The sequence below is a fragment of the Massilia aerilata genome, assembly GCF_042656905.1.
In the GTDB taxonomy this organism is placed as follows: Bacteria; Pseudomonadota; Gammaproteobacteria; order Burkholderiales; family Burkholderiaceae_D; genus Telluria; species Telluria aerilata.
In genome coordinates this window covers 350,530-372,127 of record NZ_JBHSMZ010000024.1, presented here as the reverse complement: position 1 = coordinate 372,127, position 21,598 = coordinate 350,530, and the positions used below count along the sequence as shown (strand labels likewise).

The 21,598-nt window shown below is 66.6% G+C and carries 19 protein-coding genes and 1 pseudogene; 6 read left to right on the top strand and 14 right to left on the bottom strand.

Annotation, left to right across the window (positions count from 1 at the left end; translation table 11 throughout):
• Nucleotides 1-115: 115 nt before the first annotated feature.
• The 4 genes and pseudogenes from ACFPO9_RS25205 to ACFPO9_RS25190 form a co-directional block, all read right to left on the bottom strand.
• Nucleotides 116-1,309 carry an RNA-guided endonuclease InsQ/TnpB family protein gene (locus ACFPO9_RS25205; RefSeq protein ID WP_379776543.1) on the bottom strand — a complete coding sequence of 398 codons (1,194 nt, stop codon included), beginning with the start codon at nt 1,307-1,309 and terminating at the stop codon, nt 116-118.
• Nucleotides 1,303-1,488 (bottom strand): annotated as a pseudogene (locus ACFPO9_RS25200) (recombinase family protein); the annotation flags it as partial. The gene ACFPO9_RS25205 and the pseudogene ACFPO9_RS25200, both read right to left, overlap by 7 nt.
• A gap of 111 nt (nt 1,489-1,599) precedes the next feature.
• Nucleotides 1,600-2,793 (bottom strand): acyl-CoA dehydrogenase, encoded by a 1,194-nt coding sequence (locus ACFPO9_RS25195; RefSeq protein ID WP_379776541.1) that lies wholly within the window; start codon nt 2,791-2,793, stop codon nt 1,600-1,602.
• 247 nt (nt 2,794-3,040) lie between these two features.
• Nucleotides 3,041-3,541: a flavin reductase family protein gene (locus ACFPO9_RS25190; protein WP_379776538.1), complete on the bottom strand. Its 501-nt coding sequence runs from the start codon at nt 3,539-3,541 to the stop codon at nt 3,041-3,043.
• A 118-nt stretch (nt 3,542-3,659) separates the two neighbouring features.
• Between ACFPO9_RS25190 and msrA the strand changes: the two genes are divergently transcribed.
• Nucleotides 3,660-4,199: a peptide-methionine (S)-S-oxide reductase MsrA gene (gene msrA / locus ACFPO9_RS25185; RefSeq protein WP_379776537.1), complete on the top strand. Its 540-nt coding sequence runs from the start codon at nt 3,660-3,662 to the stop codon at nt 4,197-4,199.
• A 55-nt stretch (nt 4,200-4,254) separates the two neighbouring features.
• Here msrA and ACFPO9_RS25180 read toward each other — a convergent pair whose 3' ends face one another.
• Together ACFPO9_RS25180 and pdxH are read right to left on the bottom strand one after the other, a co-directional pair.
• A complete protein-coding gene (locus ACFPO9_RS25180; RefSeq protein WP_465263317.1) occupies nt 4,255-5,502 on the bottom strand; it encodes a class I SAM-dependent methyltransferase in 1,248 nt (415 codons plus the stop codon).
• Nucleotides 5,503-5,556: 54 nt separating this feature from the next.
• Nucleotides 5,557-6,768 carry a pyridoxamine 5'-phosphate oxidase gene (pdxH, locus tag ACFPO9_RS25175; RefSeq protein ID WP_379776531.1) on the bottom strand — a complete coding sequence of 404 codons (1,212 nt, stop codon included), beginning with the start codon at nt 6,766-6,768 and terminating at the stop codon, nt 5,557-5,559.
• Nucleotides 6,769-6,867: 99 nt separating this feature from the next.
• Between pdxH and tcdA the strand changes: the two genes are divergently transcribed.
• The 3 genes from tcdA to cysK are packed head-to-tail and all read left to right on the top strand — an operon-like array spanning nt 6,868 to nt 9,289.
• A complete protein-coding gene (gene tcdA / locus ACFPO9_RS25170; RefSeq protein ID WP_379776528.1) occupies nt 6,868-7,782 on the top strand; it encodes a tRNA cyclic N6-threonylcarbamoyladenosine(37) synthase TcdA in 915 nt (304 codons plus the stop codon).
• A 33-nt stretch (nt 7,783-7,815) separates the two neighbouring features.
• On the top strand, nt 7,816-8,322 hold the full coding sequence (locus ACFPO9_RS25165; protein ID WP_379776525.1) for an FKBP-type peptidyl-prolyl cis-trans isomerase: 507 nt from the start codon (nt 7,816-7,818) through the stop codon (nt 8,320-8,322).
• A 34-nt stretch (nt 8,323-8,356) separates the two neighbouring features.
• Nucleotides 8,357-9,289, top strand: a complete 933-nt coding sequence (gene cysK, locus ACFPO9_RS25160; protein WP_379776522.1) for a cysteine synthase A — start codon at nt 8,357-8,359, stop codon at nt 9,287-9,289.
• Between the two features lie 72 nt (nt 9,290-9,361).
• Here cysK and ACFPO9_RS25155 read toward each other — a convergent pair whose 3' ends face one another.
• The 7 genes from ACFPO9_RS25155 to ACFPO9_RS25125 form a co-directional block, all read right to left on the bottom strand.
• A complete protein-coding gene (locus tag ACFPO9_RS25155; RefSeq protein ID WP_379776520.1) occupies nt 9,362-10,366 on the bottom strand; it encodes a cation diffusion facilitator family transporter in 1,005 nt (334 codons plus the stop codon).
• Nucleotides 10,363-10,680, bottom strand: coding sequence for an ArsR/SmtB family transcription factor (locus ACFPO9_RS25150; RefSeq protein ID WP_379776517.1), 318 nt, complete (start codon nt 10,678-10,680; stop codon nt 10,363-10,365). Before ACFPO9_RS25150 ends, ACFPO9_RS25155 begins: the two co-directional genes overlap by 4 nt.
• A gap of 82 nt (nt 10,681-10,762) precedes the next feature.
• Nucleotides 10,763-11,005 carry a hypothetical protein gene (locus ACFPO9_RS25145; protein ID WP_379776514.1) on the bottom strand — a complete coding sequence of 81 codons (243 nt, stop codon included), beginning with the start codon at nt 11,003-11,005 and terminating at the stop codon, nt 10,763-10,765.
• Nucleotides 11,002-11,361, bottom strand: a complete 360-nt coding sequence (locus ACFPO9_RS25140) for a ribonuclease E inhibitor RraB (protein ID WP_379776511.1) — start codon at nt 11,359-11,361, stop codon at nt 11,002-11,004. The genes ACFPO9_RS25145 and ACFPO9_RS25140 overlap by 4 nt, the downstream gene beginning before the upstream one ends.
• A gap of 9 nt (nt 11,362-11,370) precedes the next feature.
• Nucleotides 11,371-14,175 (bottom strand): M16 family metallopeptidase, encoded by a 2,805-nt coding sequence (locus tag ACFPO9_RS25135; protein ID WP_379776508.1) that lies wholly within the window; start codon nt 14,173-14,175, stop codon nt 11,371-11,373.
• A gap of 20 nt (nt 14,176-14,195) precedes the next feature.
• Complete coding sequence (locus tag ACFPO9_RS25130) at nt 14,196-15,095, bottom strand: metallophosphoesterase family protein (RefSeq protein WP_379776505.1); 900 nt, start codon at nt 15,093-15,095, stop codon at nt 14,196-14,198.
• 5 nt (nt 15,096-15,100) lie between these two features.
• The gene (locus ACFPO9_RS25125; protein WP_379776502.1) at nt 15,101-15,583 is read right to left on the bottom strand and encodes a CinA family protein; all 483 of its coding nucleotides are present in this window, start codon (nt 15,581-15,583) and stop codon (nt 15,101-15,103) included.
• Between the two features lie 244 nt (nt 15,584-15,827).
• On the opposite strand from ACFPO9_RS25125, the gene ACFPO9_RS25120 reads away from it, so the two are divergent.
• Together ACFPO9_RS25120 and ACFPO9_RS25115 are read left to right on the top strand one after the other, a co-directional pair.
• Nucleotides 15,828-17,846, top strand: coding sequence for a sensor histidine kinase, YfiR-like protein-associated (locus tag ACFPO9_RS25120; protein WP_379776498.1), 2,019 nt, complete (start codon nt 15,828-15,830; stop codon nt 17,844-17,846).
• 10 nt (nt 17,847-17,856) lie between these two features.
• Nucleotides 17,857-20,433 carry an EAL domain-containing protein gene (locus tag ACFPO9_RS25115; protein WP_379776495.1) on the top strand — a complete coding sequence of 859 codons (2,577 nt, stop codon included), beginning with the start codon at nt 17,857-17,859 and terminating at the stop codon, nt 20,431-20,433.
• Nucleotides 20,434-20,543: 110 nt separating this feature from the next.
• Here ACFPO9_RS25115 and thiL read toward each other — a convergent pair whose 3' ends face one another.
• The gene (gene thiL / locus ACFPO9_RS25110) at nt 20,544-21,518 is read right to left on the bottom strand and encodes a thiamine-phosphate kinase (RefSeq protein ID WP_379776493.1); all 975 of its coding nucleotides are present in this window, start codon (nt 21,516-21,518) and stop codon (nt 20,544-20,546) included.
• Between the last annotated feature and the right edge of the window lie 80 nt (nt 21,519-21,598).

Below are 21,598 nucleotides of genomic sequence, written 5' to 3'. Positions count from 1 at the left end.
CACAATAACTCTTCCTTACTGCTCTCTTGCGTTTACAACAGGTTCATCCCGGAAACCCGCGATGAACCATAAAAAAACCGTTCTACCAAACTTACGCAAAGCTAGCCGTTATTGCTTAAAGCTGCCTCGCCGTTGGATTCCTGCTTCGCCGGGGCCGGTTTCGCCCAGTGCATGGCACCGGGCCAGAGCCTTCCCCTCCACAGGCAGTGACGGTCGAACTGACCGCCAGATTCCTCAGGTTCATTGCCGCGTTCACATCGCGGTCGTGTTCCGTGGCACAGCCTGGACAGGACCAACTGCGCTGCCCCAGCGCCAGGGTCTCGAGCACGTGCCCGCATGCCGAACAGGTCTTGCTGCTGGGGTACCATCGATCGGCCACGACCACCTGGCCACCGCGCCAGGCCGCCTTGTATTCGAGCTGCCGGCGCAGTTCGTAAAAGCCCATGTCGGCAATGGCGCGCGACAGGCGCCGGTTGCCCAGCATGCCTCTGACGTTGAGGTCCTCGATGCCGATCGTGTGATAACGCCGGGTCAGGTCTGACGTCAGCTGGTGCAGGGCGTCGCGGCGCAGGTTGCCGATCCGGGCGTGAAGTTTCGCCAGCTTCGCTTTCGCCCTGGCCCGGTTGTTCGATCCCTTCACCTTGCGTGACAGCGCTCGTGAAAGGCAACGCAGCCGGTCCAACAGCGTGCGCAGTGGCTTCGGCCCTGTGAAAGTCTCGCCGGTCGACAGGGTCGCCAGCGTCGACACCCCAAGGTCCACCCCGACCGCGCCTTGGTTTTCGGCCGGAGGCAGGGAGACGTCAGGGGTATCGACCGTGATGCTGGCGTACCAGCGGCCGGCCTGTCGAGAGATCGTGGCCGAGACCAGGTGGCCGGTAAAGCGTAGCGCCTCCCGCATGCGCAGCCAGCCCAGGATTGGGATCCGGAGGCGCTTGCCGGCGACGCGGAACTGGTCGTTGCTGATGCTGAAACGGTCGTGCTTGCCCTTGCGGCGGAACTTCGGGTGGCGCGCGCGGCCGGCGAAGAAGTTGTTGAATGCCTGGCCCAACTGGATGATCGCGATCTGGGGCGCGCACTTCGTCACTTCCAGCATCCAGGGGAACTGCGCGCGCTTGATGGCGTTCAATTGGCGCCGCAGAGACAGTTGCGAAGGCTGTGGCCAAGCCGCGTCGGCCTGGCGCGCGGCGTACTGGCGGTTCCATTCGGCCAGCGCCCAGTTGTAGGCGAAGCGGGCCACACCGGCGGCGCGCGCCAGGTAGGTGGCCTGCACGTTGTTGGGGTCGAGGGCGATCCGGTGGGCAATCAGCACGTAGCCTCCTGCACAGCCCGGCGCACGCCGTCGAGCAGCTTCTGGTTCTTGTGGCTGCGGCTTCCGTATAGTCTGGCCGAAAAAACGGTGATGATCTCAAGCGCGTCGCTGGCCAGGTCTTCCTCGAATGTGGTGTCGCCGTGGTTGATAATCACGACTTCGACCTCCTTGGCCTGGCAGCTGATGGGAGCGAACTCGCTCATACTGCATGAGACGGTGCAGGAATAAGTAGGTTCCCACGAACTGTTAAAACCCGCACGGCGGCGGGTTTTCGTGGGGCGCGGCGTCGCTTAGAAGGCCGCGATGCCGGTCTGCGCACGGCCCAGGATCAGGGCATGGATGTCGTGCGTGCCTTCGTAGGTGTTGACCACTTCGAGGTTGACCATGTGGCGGATGATGCCGAACTCGTCCGAGATGCCGTTACCGCCGAGCATATCGCGCGCAGTGCGGGCGATGTCCAGCGACTTGCCGCAGGAATTGCGCTTCATGATCGAGGTGATCTCGACCGCGGCCGTGCCTTCGTCCTTCATGCGGCCCAGGCGCAGGCAGCCTTGCAGGCCCAGCGTGATCTCGGTCTGCATGTCGGCCAGTTTCTTCTGCACCAGCTGGTTCGCGGCGAGCGGCTTGCCGAACTGCTTGCGGTCCAGCACGTACTGGCGCGCGGTGTGCCAGCAGTCTTCCGCCGCGCCCAGCGCGCCCCAGGCGATGCCGTAGCGGGCCGAATTCAGGCAGGTGAACGGGCCCTTCAGGCCGCGCACCTCGGGGAAGGCGTTCTCTTCCGGGCAGAACACTTCGTCCATGACGATTTCGCCGGTGACCGAAGCGCGCAGGCCGAACTTGCCGTGGATCGCCGGCGCGCTCAAACCTTTCCAGCCCTTTTCGAGCACGAAGCCGCGGATCGCGCCTTCGTCGTCCTTGGCCCAGACCACGAACACGTCGGCGACCGGCGAGTTGGTGATCCACATCTTCGAACCGCTCAGCGAGTAACCGCCGTCGACCTTGCGCGCGCGGGTGACCATCGAGGCCGGGTCGGAGCCGTGGTTCGGCTCGGTCAGGCCGAAGCAGCCGATCCATTCGCCGGTGGCCAGTTTCGGCAGGTATTTCTGTTTGGTTTCTTCATTGCCGAACTCGTAGATCGGCACCATCACCAGCGAGGACTGCACGCTCATCATCGAGCGGTAGCCGGAGTCGACACGCTCGACTTCGCGCGCGATCAGGCCGTAGCTGACGTAGCTCATGCCCGGACCGCCGTACTGTTCCGGAATGGTCGGGCCCAGCAGGCCGAGTTCGCCCATTTCGCGGAAGATGGACACGTCCATGGTTTCGTTGCGGAAGGCTTCGAGGACGCGCGGCTTGAGCTTGTCCTGGCAATACGCGGCGGCGGCGTCGCGCACCATGCGCTCTTCATCAGTCAGCTGCTGGTTCAGCAGAAGCGGGTCATCCCAGTGAAATTGGGCTTTGCGGGGCGAATCGGAACGGCTCATGCACGGGACTCCTGTCTCAGAAGAATCTTGTTGGACGTGGGGCGGTCTGGCGCCGCCCGAGTCTAGGCATTATAGGAATCCGGCTAGCTTGCGGCTTTTGAAATGGCGACAGGGATTTTCATTTTCGTCACAGGGGTCAGAGCCCGGTTCACGCGGGTGGGGTCTGACCCCGGTGCTCAGAGGTACAAGCCGCCACTGACCACCGGGGTCAGACCCCAGGCAGGCAAAACCGGGGTCTGACCCCTCCTTAGGTGGACCCGAACTGGCCGCCGTGGAAGATCAGGGCCGGCTGCGGATGCACGGCGCATTCTTCGACTTCGCCGACGAAGATCACGTGGTCGCCTTCCGGGTAGCGGCTGCGGTTGTGGCATTCGAACCAGGCGGTGACGCCCTTCAGGATGGGCTGGCCGGTGCGCGAGAGTTCGTAGTCGGTGCTGGCGAAGGGATCGGCGCCGCGGCGGGAGAAGCGGCGCGCCAGTTCTTCCTGGCCGGCGGACAGCACGTTGATCACGTAGTGCGAGTTGCCGGTGAAGATGGGCAGGCTGTTGGCCTTGTCGGAGAGACTCCACAGCACCAGCGGCGGTTCCAGCGACACGGAGTTGAAGGAACTGGCGGTCAGCCCGCGGAAACTGCCGTCGGCCAGGCGGGTGGTAATGACGGTGACGCCCGTCGCAAATTGGGACAGAGCCTGGCGGAAATGCGCGGAATCGAAACCGCGCGCGGAGGAGCGGGGAGAGCTGGTGTTCATCTACGCCATTATGCCACCAACGGCCCGGCTGCCCGGAACCGCTTCACCTGGGAAATGCATGGGCGTGCACTTTGGGTTACAGTGAAGGAATCGACAACGACCCTCCCGAGGACATCGTATGAGCCCGCAATCGGCAAGCGACGTGGCAATCCTGGGCGGCGGCTGTTTCTGGTGCCTGGAAGCGGTGTACCTGGAAGCGCGCGGCGTGACCCGTGTCGAATCCGGCTACATGGGTGGCGCCGCCGCCAACCCAACTTATGAACAAGTGTGCGCCGGCGCCACCGGTCACGCGGAAGTCGTGCGCCTGGAGTTCGATCCGAATGTCATTTCCTACCGCGACCTCCTCGAGATCTTCTTCACCATCCACGACCCGACCACCCTGAACCGCCAGGGCAACGACGTCGGCACCCAGTACCGCTCCGTCATCTTCACCACCTCGCCGGAACAGGAGGCGATGGCGCGCAAGGTGATCGCGGAGATGGCGGCCGTCTGGGACGCGCCCATCGTCACCGAGGTGCTGCCGGAAGAAACCTGGCACAAGGCCGAGGACTACCACCAGAACTATTTCGCGCAGCATCCGCTGCAGGGCTACTGCGCTCTCGTGGTGGCGCCCAAGGTGGCGAAGTTTCGCAAGACGTTTGCCGAGCGCATGAAATAACGCGGGCACGGGGTGCCCACCCTACGTAGGGCGGGCACCCCGTGCCCGCGTACAGTCAGTGCCTGGTCGATAACAAATCGACTGCGCCGCTGCCGTCATACATGTACCGCCGCGACCACGGCATCTGCGCCGGATCCCGCCCCGCCTTCCCGCACACGATCTGGTACAGGCTGATCCAGTCGTGCGCGAAGGCATAGGCGCAGCCGGCCAGGTAGACGTGCCAGATGCGGAAGGTCTTGGGGTCGGCCAGCTTGCGGATGTGCGCGGCCTTGGCCTCGAAGTTCTCGGTCCAGATCGCGCAGGTGCGCGCATAGTGCCGGCGCAGGTTTTCGACGTCGCGCACTTCCAGCCCGCCTTCCTGCATGGTGCGGATCACGGTCGACAAATGGGCCAGCTCGCCATGCGGGAACACGTAGCGGTCGATGAACTCGCCGCCGCCCCAGGGACTGGCGCGCTGTTCGACGTCGGTGGTCGTGATGCCGTGGTTCATCACCACGCCGCCCGGCGCCAGCAGCCGGTCGATGCGGCCGAAGTACTCGGACAGGTGCTGCACGCCCACGTGCTCGAACATGCCGACGCTGGTGATGCGATCGAATTCGCCGGCGACGTCGCGGTAATCCTGCAAGCGGATCTCGATGCGGTCCTGCAGCCCGGCCCGCGCCACCCGTTCGCGCGCCAGCTCGAACTGGTTCTGCGACAGCGTCACGCCGACGCAACGGGCGCCGAATTTCTGCGCCGCCCGCAGCACCAGCGCGCCCCAGCCGCAGCCGATGTCGAGCAGGGTATGCCCCGGCTGCACGCCGATCTTGGTGAGGATGTGGTCGATCTTTTTGGTCTGCGCGGTGGCCAGGTCTTCGTCGCCGGTCTCGAAGTAGGCGCAGGAATACACCATGGCCGGATCGAGGAATTCCTGATAGAACTCATTGGAGACGTCGTAGTGGTAGCGGATCGCCTCGGCGTCTTTTTCGCGCGTGTGCGGCGAGACCATGCGCAGGGCGCTGGCCACCCGGCTGTGGCGGGCCGGCTTGCCGGTCGATTCGGCCAGGGAGTTGCCGATCTGGATCATGTCGGCCGCGCTACCCTCGATCTCGAGCGCGCCTTCGACATAGGCTTCGCCCAGGTTGCCGAGGGTCGGCGACAGCAGGTAGTGCAGGCTGCCGGGGCCCGGCACGCGGATCGTTACGCGCGGCTGTTCGGATGAGAGGTCGACCTGCTCGCCGTTCCATAGTTCCACGCGCAGCGGCAGCTTGTATTTGTCACGAATGCCTGCGGTCCAGGCGGATAACTTGATCTGGTCGAACACGCGATACCCCTCCGGCTGACGGGGCATCGCCGACCTTCGCGGCTGTGAAGCCCCTTACGGTTGCAAACGCTGCCGCGTCCAGCTGCCGTCTTCCTGACGCGTGTATACAACACGGTCGTGGAAGCGTGAACGCCGCCCCTGCCAGAACTCGATCCGTTCCGGCACCAGTCGAAACCCGCCCCAGTTGTCTGGCCGCCGGGGCGTTTCTCCACACTGTCGCGCAACGTCCTCGTAGTTGTGTTCGAGATCTGCGCGGCTGGCGATCGGCGCGCTCTGTTGAGACGCAATCGCCGACAGCCGGCTCTTCAAAGGCCGGCTGTTGAAGTATTTATCGCTTTCCTCGGCTGAGGTACGCTCGACCTTTCCTTCGATGCGTACTTGCCGTTCAAGTTCACTCCAAAAGAATAGCAGAGATGCAAATGCATTGCCGTTCAATTGTTTGCCCTTCTGGCTATCGTAGTTCGTGTACCAGGTGAAACCGCGCTCGTCGAACTGCTTGATCAGCACGATGCGCGAACTCGGCCGGCCGCGCTCGTCGACGGTCGATACGCCCATCGCATTCGGCTCGTTGACCTCGGCCTTCAGGGCTTCCTCGAACCAGCGGGTGAACTGCTGGACCGGGTCGTCGGCGACGTCCTTCTCGTCCAGGCTGGCCTGGCCGTAATCCTTGCGCAGGTCGGCCACGCGCTCGCCGACCGCGACGCCCACCGAAGCCGCCGGGCCGATGCCGCGGCGGCGCCGCATGGCCTCGCCCAGCTGCTTCATCTGCTGTGCATCAAACAGGCGCAGCGCCATCGGGGCCATCGTGCTTTCTTCGCGTTCCATATGGTTGAGGTAACGCTGGCTGAAGCGCTGCACGGTGCTGCCGGAGAGCTGCGCGCCGCTGCCATCGGCGATGGCCGCCAGCTGCTCGTGCAGGTCTTGCCACATCGCGTCCATGTCCTTGTGGTCCTGCAGGATCACCGGCGCCAGCGCCTGCAGGGTGGCGGCGTCCTCGCCCCGGGCCACCGCGCGCAGCATCGGGATCAGGTCCTGCTCCTCGTCGTCGTGGTGCAGGTGGGCGGCTTTTTCGAAGTAGCGCAGCACGGCGGAGGCGGCCTGGCGCGCCTGCTGGTCGGCGCCGCCGTCTTCAGCTCGATGCAGCGGCAGATGGGCCAGCAGTTTTTCCAAAGTCGCAAGCTGCTTGCGGATGCGGCCGTGGCAATGCTTGAGCACGGCGACCGGCTGGTCGAAATCAGGGGCGGTATCGGGAAGAAGCTCGTTCATGGTGGCTGTTGCGGACGCGTGTAACGGCCGAAAAATTTGATTGACTGAAAGTTATTTTAGAGCAAGGACGGGGATTCCGTCCGGTAAAATGGCGGAATCATGACGACACTTCCTTCTTCCTTGCTTGCGCCGGCCGGCGCGGACTTCGACGACGAAGTCGACTTCGAGCGCCGCTTCGGCGGCATCGCCCGCCTCTACGGCGAGCGTGCACTGGAACGCTTCCGCAAGGCGCACGTTTGCGTCATCGGCGTGGGCGGCGTCGGCTCCTGGATCGTCGAGGCCCTGGCCCGCAGCGCGATCGGCAAACTCACGCTGATCGACCTCGACAACGTGGCCGAATCGAACATCAACCGCCAGATCCAGGCGCTGTCGACGACCATCGGCATGCCCAAGATCGAGGCTTTGAGGCAGCGCATCGCGCTGATCAACCCCTACTGCGAAGTGGAACTGGTCGAGGACTTCATCGACCCGGACAACATCCCGCAGATGGTCGCGCCCGGCAAATACGATTACGTGTTCGACGCCATCGACAGCGTCAAGGCCAAGGCGGCCCTGATCGCCCATTGCCGCGACCATGCGATTCCGCTGATCGTGATCGGCGGCGCCGGCGGCCAGCTGGATCCGACGAAAATCGAGGTGCGCGACCTCGCCCGCACCGAGCAGGAGCCGTTGCTGAAGAAGGTGCGCAAGATCCTGCGCGCCCAGTACGGTTTTGCCAAGGGCGAAAAGAACAAGTACCACGTCGACGCCGTGTTCTCGATGGAGCCGCTGCGCTATCCGGAAGCGGGCGACGCCTGCGAGATCGATGCCAACAGCATCACCGGCCTGAATTGCGCGGGCTTCGGCTCGAGCATGGTGGTGACCGCCACCTTCGGCATGGTCGCCGCGGGGCATATGCTGCGCAAGATGGCGGAGGCGGCGAATGCCGTCGCGGCGCCGGCCGTGGCGCCCGTGCATATCGCGGCGCCCGCCGCCAACGATGCTGTGCAAGCAGAGGTGGCCTTGTTATCATAGGTTCAGTTATTACTGATCCATGAAAGAGGCCCAATGATTCGTCGCATCGCTTTCCTGAGCCTGCTGCTGGCGGCCACCACCGCCGGCGCGCAGGACTCCACCCAGACCCAGGCCCAGACCGCGGCCGCTACCCCGGACAGCGTCCAGCAGACCACCGAGCAGCCGGCCCAGCCGGCGGTCCAGTCCACCGTACCGAAGATCCAGGTCATCGACGGCGTCGTCGGCAAGGGCAAGGAAGCCACGGTCGGCAGCACCGTCTTCGTCAACTACACCGGCTGGTTCTACAAACCCATGGCCAAAAAGCAACGCGGCCGCAAGTTCGATTCCTCGCTGGACGCCGGCCGCAGCCCGCTCGATTTCCGCCTCGGCGCCGGCATGGTGATCAAGGGCTGGGAGCAGGGCGTGGTCGGCATGAAGGTGGGCGGCAAGCGCACCCTGATCATCCCCAGCGAACTGGCCTACGGCAAGCGCGGCTCGCCGGGCGGCATCCCGCCGGATTCCGATCTCATCTTCGACGTGGAACTGCTGGACGTAAAGTAAGTCAAATGACAACCTGACGCAGGAGGTTTTCCAGATGCGCATCGCGAACGACGTTACTGAACTGATCGGTAATACTCCACTGGTGCGCATCCGGCGCCTGTCACAGGGCGCCGGCGCGGACATCCTCGCCAAGCTCGAGTTCTACAACCCGGCCCACAGCGTCAAGGACCGGATCGGCTGGGCCATGATCGAGGCCGCCGAGCAGGCCGGCAAGATCGGCCCCGACACCATCATCGTCGAACCCACCAGCGGCAACACCGGCATCGCGCTGGCGATGGTCTGCGCGGCGCGCGGCTACCGCTGCCGCCTCGTCATGCCCGAGACCATGAGCAACGAGCGCCGCATGCTGCTGCGCGCCTACGGCGCCGAGCTGGTTCTGACGCCCGGCCCGGAAGGCATGCTGGGCGCGATCCGCCGCGCCGAGGAAATCGTCGCCTCGGACCCGAGCTGCTTCATGCCGCAGCAGTTCAACAATCCCGCCAACCCGGAAGTCCACCGCCGCACCACGGCCGAGGAAATCTGGCGCGACACCGACGGCAAGGTCGACATCCTGGTGGCCGGCGTCGGCACCGGCGGCACCATCACCGGCGTGGCCGAAGTCATCAAGGCACGCAAGCCCGGCTTCCAGGCGATCGCCGTCGAGCCGGAAGCCTCGCCGATGCTGTCGAAGGGCACCAAGGGCCCGCACCCGATCCAGGGCATCGGCGCCGGTTTCATCCCGGCAGTGCTGAATACGCATAGCTACGACGAGGTCATCACCGTGAAGAACGAGGATGCCTTCGAGGTCGCACGCGCGGCCGCGCGCGAGGAGGGGCTGCTGGTCGGGATCTCGTCGGGGGCGGCGCTGTGGGCCGCGCTGCAGGTGGCCAGGCGGCCGGAGAATGCGGGGAAGATGATCGTGACGATCATTCCTTCGTTTGGGGAGCGTTACCTGAGTACTGCTCTTTACGCCAACTTGGCGGGGTGACGTGAACGTGGGCTCGGGGAGCCCACCCTACATTGGCCGTAGGGTGGGCACCCCGTGCCCACGCGTCGACGTTCAGTGCGCGTGTTTCGGCTCGGTGTGGCCATGGCCATGATCGTGGCCGTGATGGTCGTCGTGGCTGTGCTCATGCACGCCGTGCAGCGCACAGCTGCTGTGCTTCGTCGTCCCTTGCTCCACCTGCAGCGTGCAATGGTGGATCGCAAAATCCTCGCGCAGGTGCCCGACGATGTCGTCGAGGACGGCATCGCCCGGATACCCGCCCGGCATCACCAGGTGCGCGGTGAGCGCGGTCTCGGTGGTGCTCATCGCCCAGATGTGGACGTCGTGCACCTCGGTGACGCCGGTCTGCGCGGCCAGGAAGGCCGTGACCTGGGTCGCATCGACGCTGGCCGGCACGCCCGCCAGCACCATCTGCAGCGATTCCTTCATCAAGGACCAGGTGCCGGCCACGATGATCACCACGATCACCAGGCTGACCGCCGGGTCGAGCCAGGTCCAGCCGGTATACATCACGACCAGGCCCGCCACCACCACGCCCAATGACAATGCGGCGTCGGCCGCCATGTGCAGGTAGGCGCCGCGCACGTTGATGTCGTCCTTGCTGCCGGCCATGAACAGCCAGGCCGAGAAGCCGTTGATCAGCACACCGATACCGGCCACGATCGACACCGTGATGCCGGCGACCGGCTGCGGATGGGCGAAGCGCAGCACCGCTTCCCAGGCGATGGCGCCGCAGGCCACCATCAGCAGCAGGGCATTGCCCAGCGCCGCCAGGATCGAGGTGCCGCGCAGGCCGTAAGTAAAGCTGCGGGTCGGCGCGCGCTTGGCCAGCAGCGCCGCACCCCAGGCCAGCGCCAGGCCGAGCACGTCGGACAGGTTGTGGCCGGCGTCGGCCATCAGCGCGGTGGAATTGGCGATGAAGCCGTAGAAGAACTCGATGGCGACGAAGGCGATGTTCAGGCCGATGGCCAGCATGAAGGCGCGGCCGGCGTCGGCCGGGGCCGGGTGGTGGTGACCGTGGCCGCCGTGGCCATGGTCGTGATTGTGGTGAAGGCTCATGCGTCCAATCCTGTCGTGGGTTCCGAGATGTGTTCGAACATGTTGGCGAGCAGCCCGCTGATGTGGGCGTCGGCGGCGGTGTAGAACACCTGCTTGCCCTGGCGCTCGGCCTTGACGATGCGCGCCGCGCGCAGCAGGCGCAGGTGGTGGCTGACCAGGGAGCTGGACAGCTCCAGGCTGGCGGCGATGTCGCCCACCGCGATCGGCTGCGCCAGGCAGGCCAGCACGATGCGCAGCCGGGTCGGGTCGCCCAGCAGGTGGAAGAGGTCGGCGAGTTCGTCGACCAGGTAGTCGAAGTCGTGTGGGGTGCTCATGCCTAACATGTGAAGAACTGTTCACATGTTAAGCGCAAAGCGCCGGGCGGCGCAAGTTCTTGTGTCGTGCCTGCCTGGATGCTCAGGTGTCGCCAGGCGCCGGCGCGGCAGCCATGCCTGCCTTGAATCGACGCCGGATGCGCAGCACGGACAGCCCGACAAAGAGTGCGACGCCGATGGCAGCCGCCACGGCCCAGCCGCGATCGACCAGGCCGGCGCCGGCGGCCGCGCCGCATAGCCCGCCTGCGGCCAGACCGGGCAAAATGACTTTGAAGGTGGCGCGGGCAAGCGTTTTCGACATGTTTATCCCATCGTTCAGCATCAAGGTCCGTCAACCGCGCCGACGTCGAAACCGTCATAGCTCGCGACGCCAAACCGCGCCGCAATGGCGTAGAGCAGCTGATTGCACTCGTCCAGGGAGGCCGGCGTATGGGTTTCGACACGATCCAGGCGCAAATAAAAAACCGGGTTGTCGCTGGCTTCATCCGGACCGAGCGTGCCGACAAATTCATAAGCCGACGGCGCCAGATGCGCCGCAATCGGCAGCAGCTTCTCACGATCGCGGTCGACGAAGAAGTAGGACCATCGGCACTCGTCGTCGATGTTCCAGTTGGCGCGCCCGGACGCGTAGGTACGCCGGGACTCCGCAAAAAAATCCTCGAGCATTGCGCGCGTCATCATGCCCGCAGCTTAAGGCAGCTGCCCATCGGTATCCCGCAACTCCGCCGTCCCCAGCCCCAGATTCTTCAACTGCGGCAGCACCTGTCCCTTATCTCCCACCGCAATCACCTTCATCCGTTCCGGCGCCAGATACTTGTTCGCCACCGCCTGCACCTGCGCCGCACTCACGCGCCGGAACTGCTCGGGCAGGGTCTGCCAATAGTCCGCAGGCAGGTCGAACAGATACGGTTCGGCCAGACTCGCAACGATGGTGGAATTGGTCTCGAATTGCCCCGGCAGCGAATATACCTGCGAATCCCGCGCACCGGCCAGTTCGGCGGCCGGCAGCGGCGTCGAACGCACCCCGCGTATCTCTTTAAAAATTTCGGCAACCGAGGCGCCGGTCACATCGGTGCGCACGCTGCCGGCGATGACGAAGGGCCCCGGCGTGCGGTCGTAGCGGAAGCCCGAGAACACGCCGTAGCTGTAGCCCTTGTCCTCGCGCAGGTTGAGATTGATGCGGCTGGAGAACAGGCCGCCGAGCGCCGCGTTCATCACCTGCAGCGCCGGGTAATCCGGGGTCTTGCGGTTCGCCGCCAGCTGGGTCACGCGCAGCGCGGTCTGCGGGGCGCCCGGTTTGTCGACCATGACCAGGCGCGCTTTCGTGCCTTCGGCGTCGCCCACCAGCACCGGCGACGGCAGCACCCGCGGCCAGCCGCCGAAGCGGGCCGTGGCGAGCGCGCGTAAATCATCCAGCGTGATGTCGCCGGAGACGATCAGCGCCGCGTTGGCCGGCACGTAGTGGCGGCGCCAGAACTGGTACAGGTCGTCGCGGATGACGGCGCGGATCGCCTGCTCGGTGCCGAGCTGGCCGTAGCCGTAGGGGTGCTTCGGTCCATACAAGGCGCCGGCGCTGGCGACGGCCGCCACCTGCTCCGGGTTGTCGCGCTGCTGGGCCAGCGCACCGATACGCGCGGCACGCTGGCGTTCGACTTCGGCGGTGGGGAAGGCCGGGTGCTGGACCACGTCGGCCAGCACCTCCAGCGCTTGCGCGAAGGTCGACTTCAGCGACAGCAGCGACACCGTGGACGCGTCCGTGCTGCTGCCGCTGCCGAGGAAGGCGCCCAGCTGCGCGATCTCGTCGGCGATTTGCGGCGCGCTGCGGGTGGCCGTCCCTTCCTGCAGCATCTGGGCGGTGAAGCCGGACAGGCCGGGCGCATCGTCGGGGTTGGCGTCGGAGCCGCTCTTTACAACTAATTCGGCCGCCACCAGCGGCAGCGCCGGGTTGTAGTGGTGGATCACGCGCAGGCCGTTCGGCAGCGTGAAGCTCTCGCCTTGCGGCAGCGTGAACTTCGGCGCCGGTCCGGCTTTCGGCGGCTGGCGGCGCCAGGCTTCATCGCGGTTGATGCCGGCGGCGGCAGCCGTCCTGACGGCTTTCACCGGCTGCGCCTTCGGATCCGGGCCCAGCTCCGGCTTGCCCGGCACGGCCGCCACCACCACGCGCGCATTCGGCTGCAGCCAGCTGCGCGCCACGCGCTGCACGTCGGCGGCGCTCACGCGGCGCAGGCGCGCGATGTCCTTCGGGAGGAAGCCGGGGTCGCCGGTGTACTGGTTGTACTGGTTGACCTGGTTGGCCAGGCCGGCGCCGCCCAGCTTCTCGATCGAGGTCAGCATCGCGGTCTCGATGGTGTTGCGGGCGCGTTCGACTTCCGCTTCAAGCGGGCCGCTGTCGCGCAGCGCCTTCAGCTCGGCGTCGACGGCACTTTCCAGCGTGGCGGCATCGACGCCGGGGCGCGCGGTGACGTCGATCATGAAGGTGGACGTCAGGGCGTTCGAGTTCTGCGCCGCCGCCGTGTCCTGGGCGATCTGGCGCTCGTAGACCAGCGATTTATACAGGCGTCCGGCCTTGCCGCCGGCGAGGATCTGGGCCGTCACCGCCAGCTCGGCGTCGCCCGGCTGGTAGGCGGGCGGCGTCAGCCAGGCCATGTAGACGCGCGGCAGTTCGATGCGGTCGGCCACCGTCAGGCGGCGCTCGCGCACGATCGGCGGCGTCGCCACGTTGGGCTTCGCGACCGGCGCGCTGCGTTTGAAGCTACCGAAGTATTTCGCCACCAGGGCGCGTGTTTTCGCCTTGTCGATGTCGCCGGCGATCACGATGCTGGCGTTGTTCGGGCCGTAGTAGCGGGTGAAGAAGTCGCGCACGTCGGCCAGTTTCGCATTCTGGATATCCGCATGCGAGCCGATCACCGAGGCGTAATACGGATGGGTCTTCGGGAACAGCGCGTGGTTCATGGCCTCTTCGACGATGCCGTAGGGGCGGTTCTCGACGCTCTGGCGGCGCTCGTTGCGCACCACGTCCTGCTGGTTCGCCAGCGCGGTCTGGTCCAGCACGTCGAGCAGGTAGCCCATGCGGTCGGCATGCACCCACAGCGCCAGCTCCAGCTGGTTGGTGGGCACGGTGTCGTAGTAATTGGTGCGGTCGTAGTCGGTGCTGCCGTTGCTGTCGGTGGCGCCCGCGCCTTCCAGCAGGCGGTCGGCCAGGCCGCGCGGTACGTGCCGGGTCGCGGCGAACATCATGTGCTCGAACAGGTGGGCGAAGCCGGTGAGCCCGGGCGCCTCGTTGGCCGGGCCGACGTGGTACCAGATGTTCACCGCGACGACGGGCAGGCGGTGGTCCTCGATCAGGATCAGTTCCAGGCCGTTGGGCAGCGTGGTCTTTTCGAACGCGACCTGGGGCAGGGCGGGCGCCGGCGCCGGGTTCTGGGCGGGCGCGGAACCGGCGGCGAGCGCCAGCGCCAGCATCAGGGAAGTCGACAAGGGCGGACGGACATTCATGTGGACTCCGTATGAAGCATTCAGTGACAGGTATCGGCGCCGCGGTCGGGCTCGGGCAGGCCGAGCGGCGTGAGGCGGGCGGACTCCAGGAATTCCCATTCGTAGCGGCCGTCCAGCAGGCGCAGTTTCAGCACGCCGGTGCGGCCGCTGTCGCGCATCTCGCTGTTGCGCACCGTGAGCAGGAAGGGCGTCGGATAGGCGCCGCCGGTGCCGACCACGAACTGGCGCATGCCGCGCGCTTGATCGAGACGATTGTCGGCGTCCTGCGGCGCGAAGCGCTCGTAATCGTGGTCGTGGCCGGACAGTACCAGCTCGGCGCCGGCGTCCTGCAGCAGGCGCCAGGCGTCACGCATCTTGGGGACGCTGCCATGCCCGCCGGAGCTGTACAGCGGGTGATGCCAGAAGGCCAGCGTGCAGCGCGCCGGGTGCGCCGCCAGGTCGGCGCGCAGCCATTCAATCTGGGCGGCGTGCTCGATCGGGGCCAGGTTGCTGTCGAGGGAGACAAGGTGCCAGCCACCCAGGTCGAGGCTGTAGTAGCCGCGCCCGGCGCGTTCGCCAAACCAGGCGAAGTAGGGCGCGGCTTTCGGGGTGTAGTACTCGTGGTTGCCGGGCGCCGGCCAGGTGCGGTCCTTGAACCTGCCCCAGGTCGGGCCGTAGCAGTCGGTGAATTCCTTCGCCCTGCCGTGCGGGTAGGTGGCGTCGCCCAGCATCAGGACCACCGCGTCCGGGTCAAGGGCGAGGCCGGCGGCGACGGTGCGCGCGGTCTCGGCCGCGCCGGAATACGCCGGGTCGCTGTAGGCGCAGCGGGCGATGTCGCCGGCCGCGTAGACGGTAATGCCATGACCGGCGCCGGCGAAGGCGGATGCGGCCAGCAGCAGGCCGCCGGCCGCCACGGCCAGGCGTGTCGCAAGCGCCGGCATCCTCCTTACTCGAGGAAGCGCAGCAGCCCGGTCAGCGCATGCGCCACCGTCTGCTCGCGCACGGCGCGGCGGTCGCCCTGGAACACCAGGCGCTCGGTATAGGTGGTGCTGCCCCTGGACCAGGCGAAGCAGACGGTGCCGACCGGCTTGCCCGGCACCGCGCCGGTCGGGCCGGCGATGCCGGTGGTGGACACGGCGACGTCGGCATTGCTGTTGGCGACCGCGCCCTCGGCCATGGCGCCGGCCACTTCCACGCTGACGGAGCCGCATTGCGCGATCAGCGCGGCCGGCACGTCCAGCATCTCGGTCTTGGAAGCGTTCGAATAGGTGACGAAGCCGCACTCGAACCAGCCGGTCGAGCCGGGGATCTCGGTGATGGCCTGGGACACGCCGCCGCCGGTGCAGGACTCGGCGGTGGCCAGCAGCAGGTTTTTCGCTTCGAGCAGCTTGCCGACCTTGGCCGCAAGTTCAAGAATATCGTTCTCCATCGCTCCACTCCCTTATGTTGATGCTGCGCCGGACCATTCTAGCGCGCCTCGGTCCGGTGCGCGCTAAAAACCTTAACCAAAAAACACGCCATGAACATGATGTAAATACCGATGTCGTGCCGTGCGACATCATCCGAAAACCTGCTGCTATTCTGCACGCCTGCCGGGCCGCTCCCCGGAAGTCTTCTTTTTACCGATGTAGGAATACCATGCCGTTCGAATGTTCGCGCATGGCCGAGGCGGCATGATCGGCCAGCGCTCGATCCGCACCAAGCTGGTCACGATCGTGATGTCGACCACGCTGGCGGCACTGGCGGTGTCGGTCGGCACCGTGGTTGCCTACGACCTGCGCGGCTACCAGCGTGCATTGCTGAACGACCTCTCGACCCAGGCCGAGCTGGTCGGCCACATGACCTCGGCCGCGCTGTCGTTCGATGACCCGCGCCTGGCGCGCGAAAACCTGGCGATGCTGCGCTCGCGCCCGAGCGTGCGCGCGGCCGCCATCTACGACGCCAACGGCGCCCTGTTCGCGTCCTACCTGGCGCCGGGCGAGGACAGCGCTTTCCCGGCGCATCCCGGCAAAGTCGGGCATCTCAAGGACGGCGACGAACTGGTGCTCTATAAAGCCATCGTCGAGAACGAAGACAAGCTGGGCACCGTCTACCTGCGCTCCACCAACCAGCTCATGGGCCGGGTGCGCGACTACCTCCTGATCTGCATCGGCACCACCCTGCTGGCATTGCTGGTCGCCTGGCTGCTGGTGCGCCGCCTGGGCCACACGATCACGACGCCGATCGACGCCATCACCACCATCGCGCGCGAGGTGGTGGCGAAGCGCGACTATTCGCGCCGCGCGCCGCGCATCAGCGAAGACGAAGCGGCGGCCCTGGTCGATTCCTTCAATGCGATGCTGACCGAGATCGAGCAGCGCACCCTGGCGCTGGAAGGCTCGAACCGCGAAATCGCGCGCGAAGCCCTCGAGCGCGCCCTCGCGCAGCAGGAAGTGATGCGCCTGAATTCCGAGCTCGAGGAGCGCGTGCACGAGCGCACCATGCAGCTCGAGCTGGCGAACTCCGAACTGGAGCTGGCGATCGAGGAGGCGCGCAACGCCAACCAGGCCAAGTCGGCCTTCCTGTCCTCGATGAGCCACGAGCTGCGCACGCCGCTGAACGCCATCCTCGGCTTCGCCCAGATCCTGGCCGCCGACAACCTGCCCACCACGCCGGAACAGAAGAAGGAGTTCTCCGGCCACATCCTGAAGTCGGGGCGCCACCTGCTCACGCTCATCAACGAGATCCTCGACCTGGCCAAGGTCGAGGCGGGGGCGCTGACCCTGTCGATGGAGCCGGTCGGCCTGGCCGAGGTGCTGGCGGAATGCCAGACCATGATCGCGCCGCAGGCGGCCGCGCGCGGCATCCGCGTGCGCTTCCCCGACAACGCCGCGGCCCTGGTCCAGGCCGACCGCACGCGTCTGAAACAGGTGCTGCTGAATCTCTTGTCGAACGCGGTCAAGTACAACCGCGAGGGCGGGGAAGTCGCGGTCGAGTGCACCGCCTGCGGGCTGGACCGGCTGCGCCTGGCGGTGGTTGACTCCGGCATGGGCCTGCGCCCGGACCAGGTGGCCGCGCTGTTCCAGCCTTTCAACCGGCTCGGCCAGGAAAACGGCGCCCAGGAGGGCACCGGCATCGGCCTGGTCTTCACCCGGCGCCTGGTCGAGATGATGAAGGGCGAGATCGGCGTGACCAGCACCCCGGGCGTGGGCAGCACCTTCTGGATCGAGCTGTCGGCCGCCGCGCCGCTGGTGCAGCTGGCGGCGCCGGCGGCAAGCGATGGCGGCCCGCTGGCCAACGCCCCCAGCGGCGACGCCCCGCGCACCATCCTGTACATCGAGGACAACCCGGCCAACCTGCGGCTGGTACAGGAGATCCTGTCCTTCCGCGCCGACCTGCGCCTCCTGAGCGCGCCGGACGGCCATGCCGGGCTGGCGCTGGCGCACATGGAGCGTCCGGCCATCATCCTGCTGGACCTGAACCTGCCCGGCATGAGCGGTTTCGAGGTGCTGGCCCAGCTGCGGCGCGACCCGAACACGGCGCACATCCCGGTGCTCGCCCTGACCGCCAACGCCATGCCGGGCGATATCGAGCGCGGGCTGTCGGCAGGCTTCAACCGCTATCTCACCAAACCCATCGACATCGAACAATTCAATGAGGCCATCGACGGCGTGCTGGCCCAGCGCGCCGCGGAAGAAAGGACAGCCCCATGAGGTCAGTCATATGATTTCGCCCTCGGATATCCGGCGTGCGCGCATCCTGGTCGTCGACGACGAACCGGTGAACGTGCAGCTGCTCGAATTCCTGCTCAAGACCACCGGCTACGAAAACGTCTCGAGTACCACCGACCCGCGCCAGGTGCCGTCCATGCACCTGCAGCACCGCTACGACCTGATCATCCTCGACCTGCAGATGCCGCACATGGACGGCTTCCAGGTGATGGAGGCCCTGAAGCCGATGGAGCTCGAGTCCTGGCTGCCGGTGCTGGTCGTGACGGCCGAACCGGACAAGAAACTGGCCGCCCTCGAGGCGGGGGCGCGCGACTTCATCGGCAAGCCATTCGATACCGTCGAGGTGCTGACCCGCATCCGCAACCTGCTGGAAGTCCGCCTGTTCCACCAGGAGTCGCGCGACTACGGCGCGCGCATGGAACGCAAGGTGAGGGAGCGCACCGCCGAGCTGCAGCGCTTCCGCGGCGCGATGGACGCCACCGCCGACGCCATCTTCCTGGTCGACGCGCGCAACATGGCGATGCTCGACGTCAGCGACGGCGCCTGCCGCATGCTGGGTTTTTCGCGCGAGGCGCTGCTGCGCATCGACCCGGTGGCGCTGGGCCTGGCCGAGCGGGGCCAGTTGGAGCGCTACGCCGACGATGCGTCCCAGCCGCGCGAGCACGACATCGTCGAGACCGAGCTGCTGCGCGCCGACGGGCAGGGTTCGGTGCCGGTCGAGATCAGCTGGCAGCTGCAGCAGCTGGACCAGATGCGCATGCTGATCGCGGTGGCGCGCGACATCAGCGAGCGCATTCACGCGGCCCAGCGCCTGAAGCACATCTCGAATTACGACAGCCTGACCGGCCTGCCGAACCGCACCCTGTTCTTCCAGACCCTGCGCGACACCATCGAGCTGGTCCAGGACAAGAACTGGCGCATCGCGGTGCTGTTCATCACCCTCGACCGCTTCAAGGTCATCAACGATTCGCTCGGCCCGGCGCTGGGCGACGAGCTGCTGCGCCAGTTCAGCACGCGCCTGGTGCGCTCGCTGCACCACCGCGACAGCCTCGGACGCCTGGGCGGCGACGAGTTCGCGCTGATCCTCACCACCAAGCCCGAGGACAAGGAAGAGGAGGCGGCGAGTGTCGCCAACGAGGTGCGCGAGGCGCTGCGCGCGCCGTTCGACTTGAATGGACAACAGGCCGCGCTGACGGCCAGCATCGGCATCGCCATGTACCCGGACGACGCCGTCGATCCGGGCACCCTGGTCAAGTACGCCGACGTGGCGATGGTGCGCGCCCGCGAGGCCGGGCGTGACGGCTACCGCTTCTTCACCCAGGGCATGAACGTGCAGGTGCTGGCGCGCCTGGACCTCGAGCTGGCGCTGCGCGGCGCCATCGACGGCAACCAGTTCGAGCTGCACTACCAGCCCAAGCTGGACCTGAACACGGGGCGCGTCAGCGGGGTCGAGGCCCTGCTGCGCTGGCGCCGTCCCGGCTTCGGCCTGGTCTACCCGGCCGAGTTCGTGCCGGTCATGGAGGAAAACGGCATGGTGGTGCGGGCCGGTTCCTGGATCATCGACGAGGCCTGCCGCCAGATCGCCGCCTGGAACAAGCAGGGCGTGCGCGACGTGCGGATCGCGGTGAACGTCTCCAGCCGCCAGTTCGTCGAGGGCGACCTCGAAGGCGACATCCGCAGCGCGCTGGACAAGCACCATGTCGAGCCGGGCCTGCTGGAACTGGAGCTGACCGAGAGCGCGCTGATGTCGAACTTCGAGCACACGGTCGAGGTGCTGGAAAGCCTGAAGGCGCTCGGCATCCGCATCGCGATCGACGACTTCGGCACCGGCTATTCGAGCCTGGCCTACCTCAAGCGCTTCCCGATCGACAAGCTGAAGATCGACATCGCCTTCGTGCGCGACATCACCACCAACCCGGACGATGCCGCGATCGCGCTGGCCATCATCAGCATGGCGCACAGCCTGCACATGCAGGTGATTGCCGAGGGCGTCGAGTCGCGCGCCCAGATGGCCCTGCTGCGCCGCCACTTCTGCGACGAGATCCAGGGCTTCCACGTCTCGCGCGCGCTGCCGCCCGCGGAGCTGGGCGCCTTCGTGCTGGACAACCGCTCGCAGCCGGCCCGCCCGGCGGCCGACGACCGCAACGTGCAAACCATGCTGGTGGTGGACGACGACGTCGACGTGCTGGCGGCCCTGCACCGCCTGTTCCGGCGCGATAACTACCGGGTGCTGACGGCGGCCACGCCGGCCGAGGGCTTCGAGCTGCTGGCGCTGTACCACGTGCAGGTGATCCTGTGCGACCAGCGCATGCCGGTCATGAGCGGCATCGAGTTCCTGAGCAAGGTGAAGGAGATGTACCCGGACACCATCCGCATCATCCTGTCCGGCTATACGGGCGTGGAATCAGTGCTCGATTCGATCAACCGCGGCGCCATCTACCGCTTCTATACCAAGCCCTGGAACGACAACGAGCTGCGCGACAATGTGCGGCTGGCGTTCCGGCAGTACTGGCTGACGCATGGGCCCTTCGATGACCGGAAGAAGCCGCGGGATGAGAGGGCGGCGTGAAAGAACGCCGTCGTCCCCGCGCAGGCGGGGACCCAAGTTCTTCGGTGCTGCCGGAAACTTGGATTCCCGCCTGCGCGGGAAGTCAGGTCGGGCAATGCCCGGCATGACGATCAGGCGAAATGGTCCCAGCCTTGCAGGTGCAGTGCCAGCGCTGCCCCGGTTGCATCGACCAGCCGCAATCCCAACTCTGCCTCGATCCGCCCCACCCGCGTCACGGCCGTCCCCGACTGCTCCCCAGCCGCCAGAATCGCCTCCCGGTTAGCCGCCGACGCCGTAAAGCACAACTCATAATCGTCCCCACCCGCCGCCGTGAAGCGCCGCCGCAGTTCGAGGGACTGGCGCGCCAGCGCCGGCCCGGCCGGCAGCGCATCGACGTCCAGCACCGCGCCCACCTTCGACGCCGCCAGGATATGCCCCAGGTCACCCACCAGGCCATCCGAGATATCCAGCGCCGCGTGCGCCAGCCGTCCCGCGGCCAGCAGCCGGCCCAGGGCCACGCGCGGCGCCGGCGCATGCAGGCGCGGCGCCGCCAGCGCTGCATCGTCCGGGTCGAGCGCGCATTCGTTCAGGCAGGCGGCCAGCGCCAGGCGCGCATCGCCCAGCGTCCCGGAAATCCAGATATCGTCGCCGGGCTGCGCCGCATCGCGCCGCAGCGCAGTCCCGGGCGCCAGCTCGCCGAAGATGGTGATGCAGATATTCAGCGGGCCCTTGGTGGTGTCGCCGCCCACCAGTTCGCAGCCGTGCGCATCGGCCAGCGCGAACAGGCCGCGCGAAAAGCCGTCCAGCCAGGCCGCATCGGCGGCGGGCAGGGCCAGCGCCAGGGTGAAGCCGAGCGGCGCGGCGCCCATGGCCGCCAGGTCCGACAGGTTGACGGCCAGAGATTTATGGCCGAGAGCGTAGGGGTCGGCGCCGGCCAGGAAGTGCCGGCCCTCGACCAGCATGTCCGACGAGACGGCCAGCTGCAGGCCGGGCGTGGGCGCCAGCAGGGCGCAGTCGTCGCCGACGCCGAGCACGGTGCGGCCGGACGCATCGCGGCGCTTGGGGCGGGTGAAGTATTGTTTGATGAGGTCGAATTCGGAGAGCATTTTTGAATTCTAACTTGCTCGATCAGGCAGTAGGGCAAGCGCCGGTGCTCAAGAAACCGATCGGTCAAAAAATGGAATAG

Excerpts from the sequence above, each read along its gene's own strand:
- thiL (WP_379776493.1), bottom strand. The coding sequence starts at position 21,518 with ATGCTCTCCGAATTCGACCTCATCAAACAATACTTCACCCGCCCCAAG.
- ACFPO9_RS25140 (WP_379776511.1), bottom strand. The coding sequence starts at position 11,361 with ATGATGACGCGCGCAATGCTCGAGGATTTTTTTGCGGAGTCCCGGCGT.
- ACFPO9_RS25150 (WP_379776517.1), bottom strand. The coding sequence starts at position 10,680 with ATGAGCACCCCACACGACTTCGACTACCTGGTCGACGAACTCGCCGAC.
- ACFPO9_RS25120 (WP_379776498.1), top strand. The coding sequence starts at position 15,828 with ATGATCGGCCAGCGCTCGATCCGCACCAAGCTGGTCACGATCGTGATG.
- cysK (WP_379776522.1), top strand. The coding sequence starts at position 8,357 with ATGCGCATCGCGAACGACGTTACTGAACTGATCGGTAATACTCCACTG.
- ACFPO9_RS25195 (WP_379776541.1), bottom strand. The coding sequence starts at position 2,793 with ATGAGCCGTTCCGATTCGCCCCGCAAAGCCCAATTTCACTGGGATGAC.
- ACFPO9_RS25190 (WP_379776538.1), bottom strand. The coding sequence starts at position 3,541 with ATGAACACCAGCTCTCCCCGCTCCTCCGCGCGCGGTTTCGATTCCGCG.
- ACFPO9_RS25125 (WP_379776502.1), bottom strand. The coding sequence starts at position 15,583 with ATGGAGAACGATATTCTTGAACTTGCGGCCAAGGTCGGCAAGCTGCTC.
- tcdA (WP_379776528.1), top strand. The coding sequence starts at position 6,868 with ATGACGACACTTCCTTCTTCCTTGCTTGCGCCGGCCGGCGCGGACTTC.
- ACFPO9_RS25165 (WP_379776525.1), top strand. The coding sequence starts at position 7,816 with ATGATTCGTCGCATCGCTTTCCTGAGCCTGCTGCTGGCGGCCACCACC.
- ACFPO9_RS25130 (WP_379776505.1), bottom strand. The coding sequence starts at position 15,095 with ATGCCGGCGCTTGCGACACGCCTGGCCGTGGCGGCCGGCGGCCTGCTG.
- ACFPO9_RS25135 (WP_379776508.1), bottom strand. The coding sequence starts at position 14,175 with ATGAATGTCCGTCCGCCCTTGTCGACTTCCCTGATGCTGGCGCTGGCG.
- msrA (WP_379776537.1), top strand. The coding sequence starts at position 3,660 with ATGAGCCCGCAATCGGCAAGCGACGTGGCAATCCTGGGCGGCGGCTGT.
- pdxH (WP_379776531.1), bottom strand. The coding sequence starts at position 6,768 with ATGAACGAGCTTCTTCCCGATACCGCCCCTGATTTCGACCAGCCGGTC.
- ACFPO9_RS25115 (WP_379776495.1), top strand. The coding sequence starts at position 17,857 with ATGATTTCGCCCTCGGATATCCGGCGTGCGCGCATCCTGGTCGTCGAC.
- ACFPO9_RS25155 (WP_379776520.1), bottom strand. The coding sequence starts at position 10,366 with ATGAGCCTTCACCACAATCACGACCATGGCCACGGCGGCCACGGTCAC.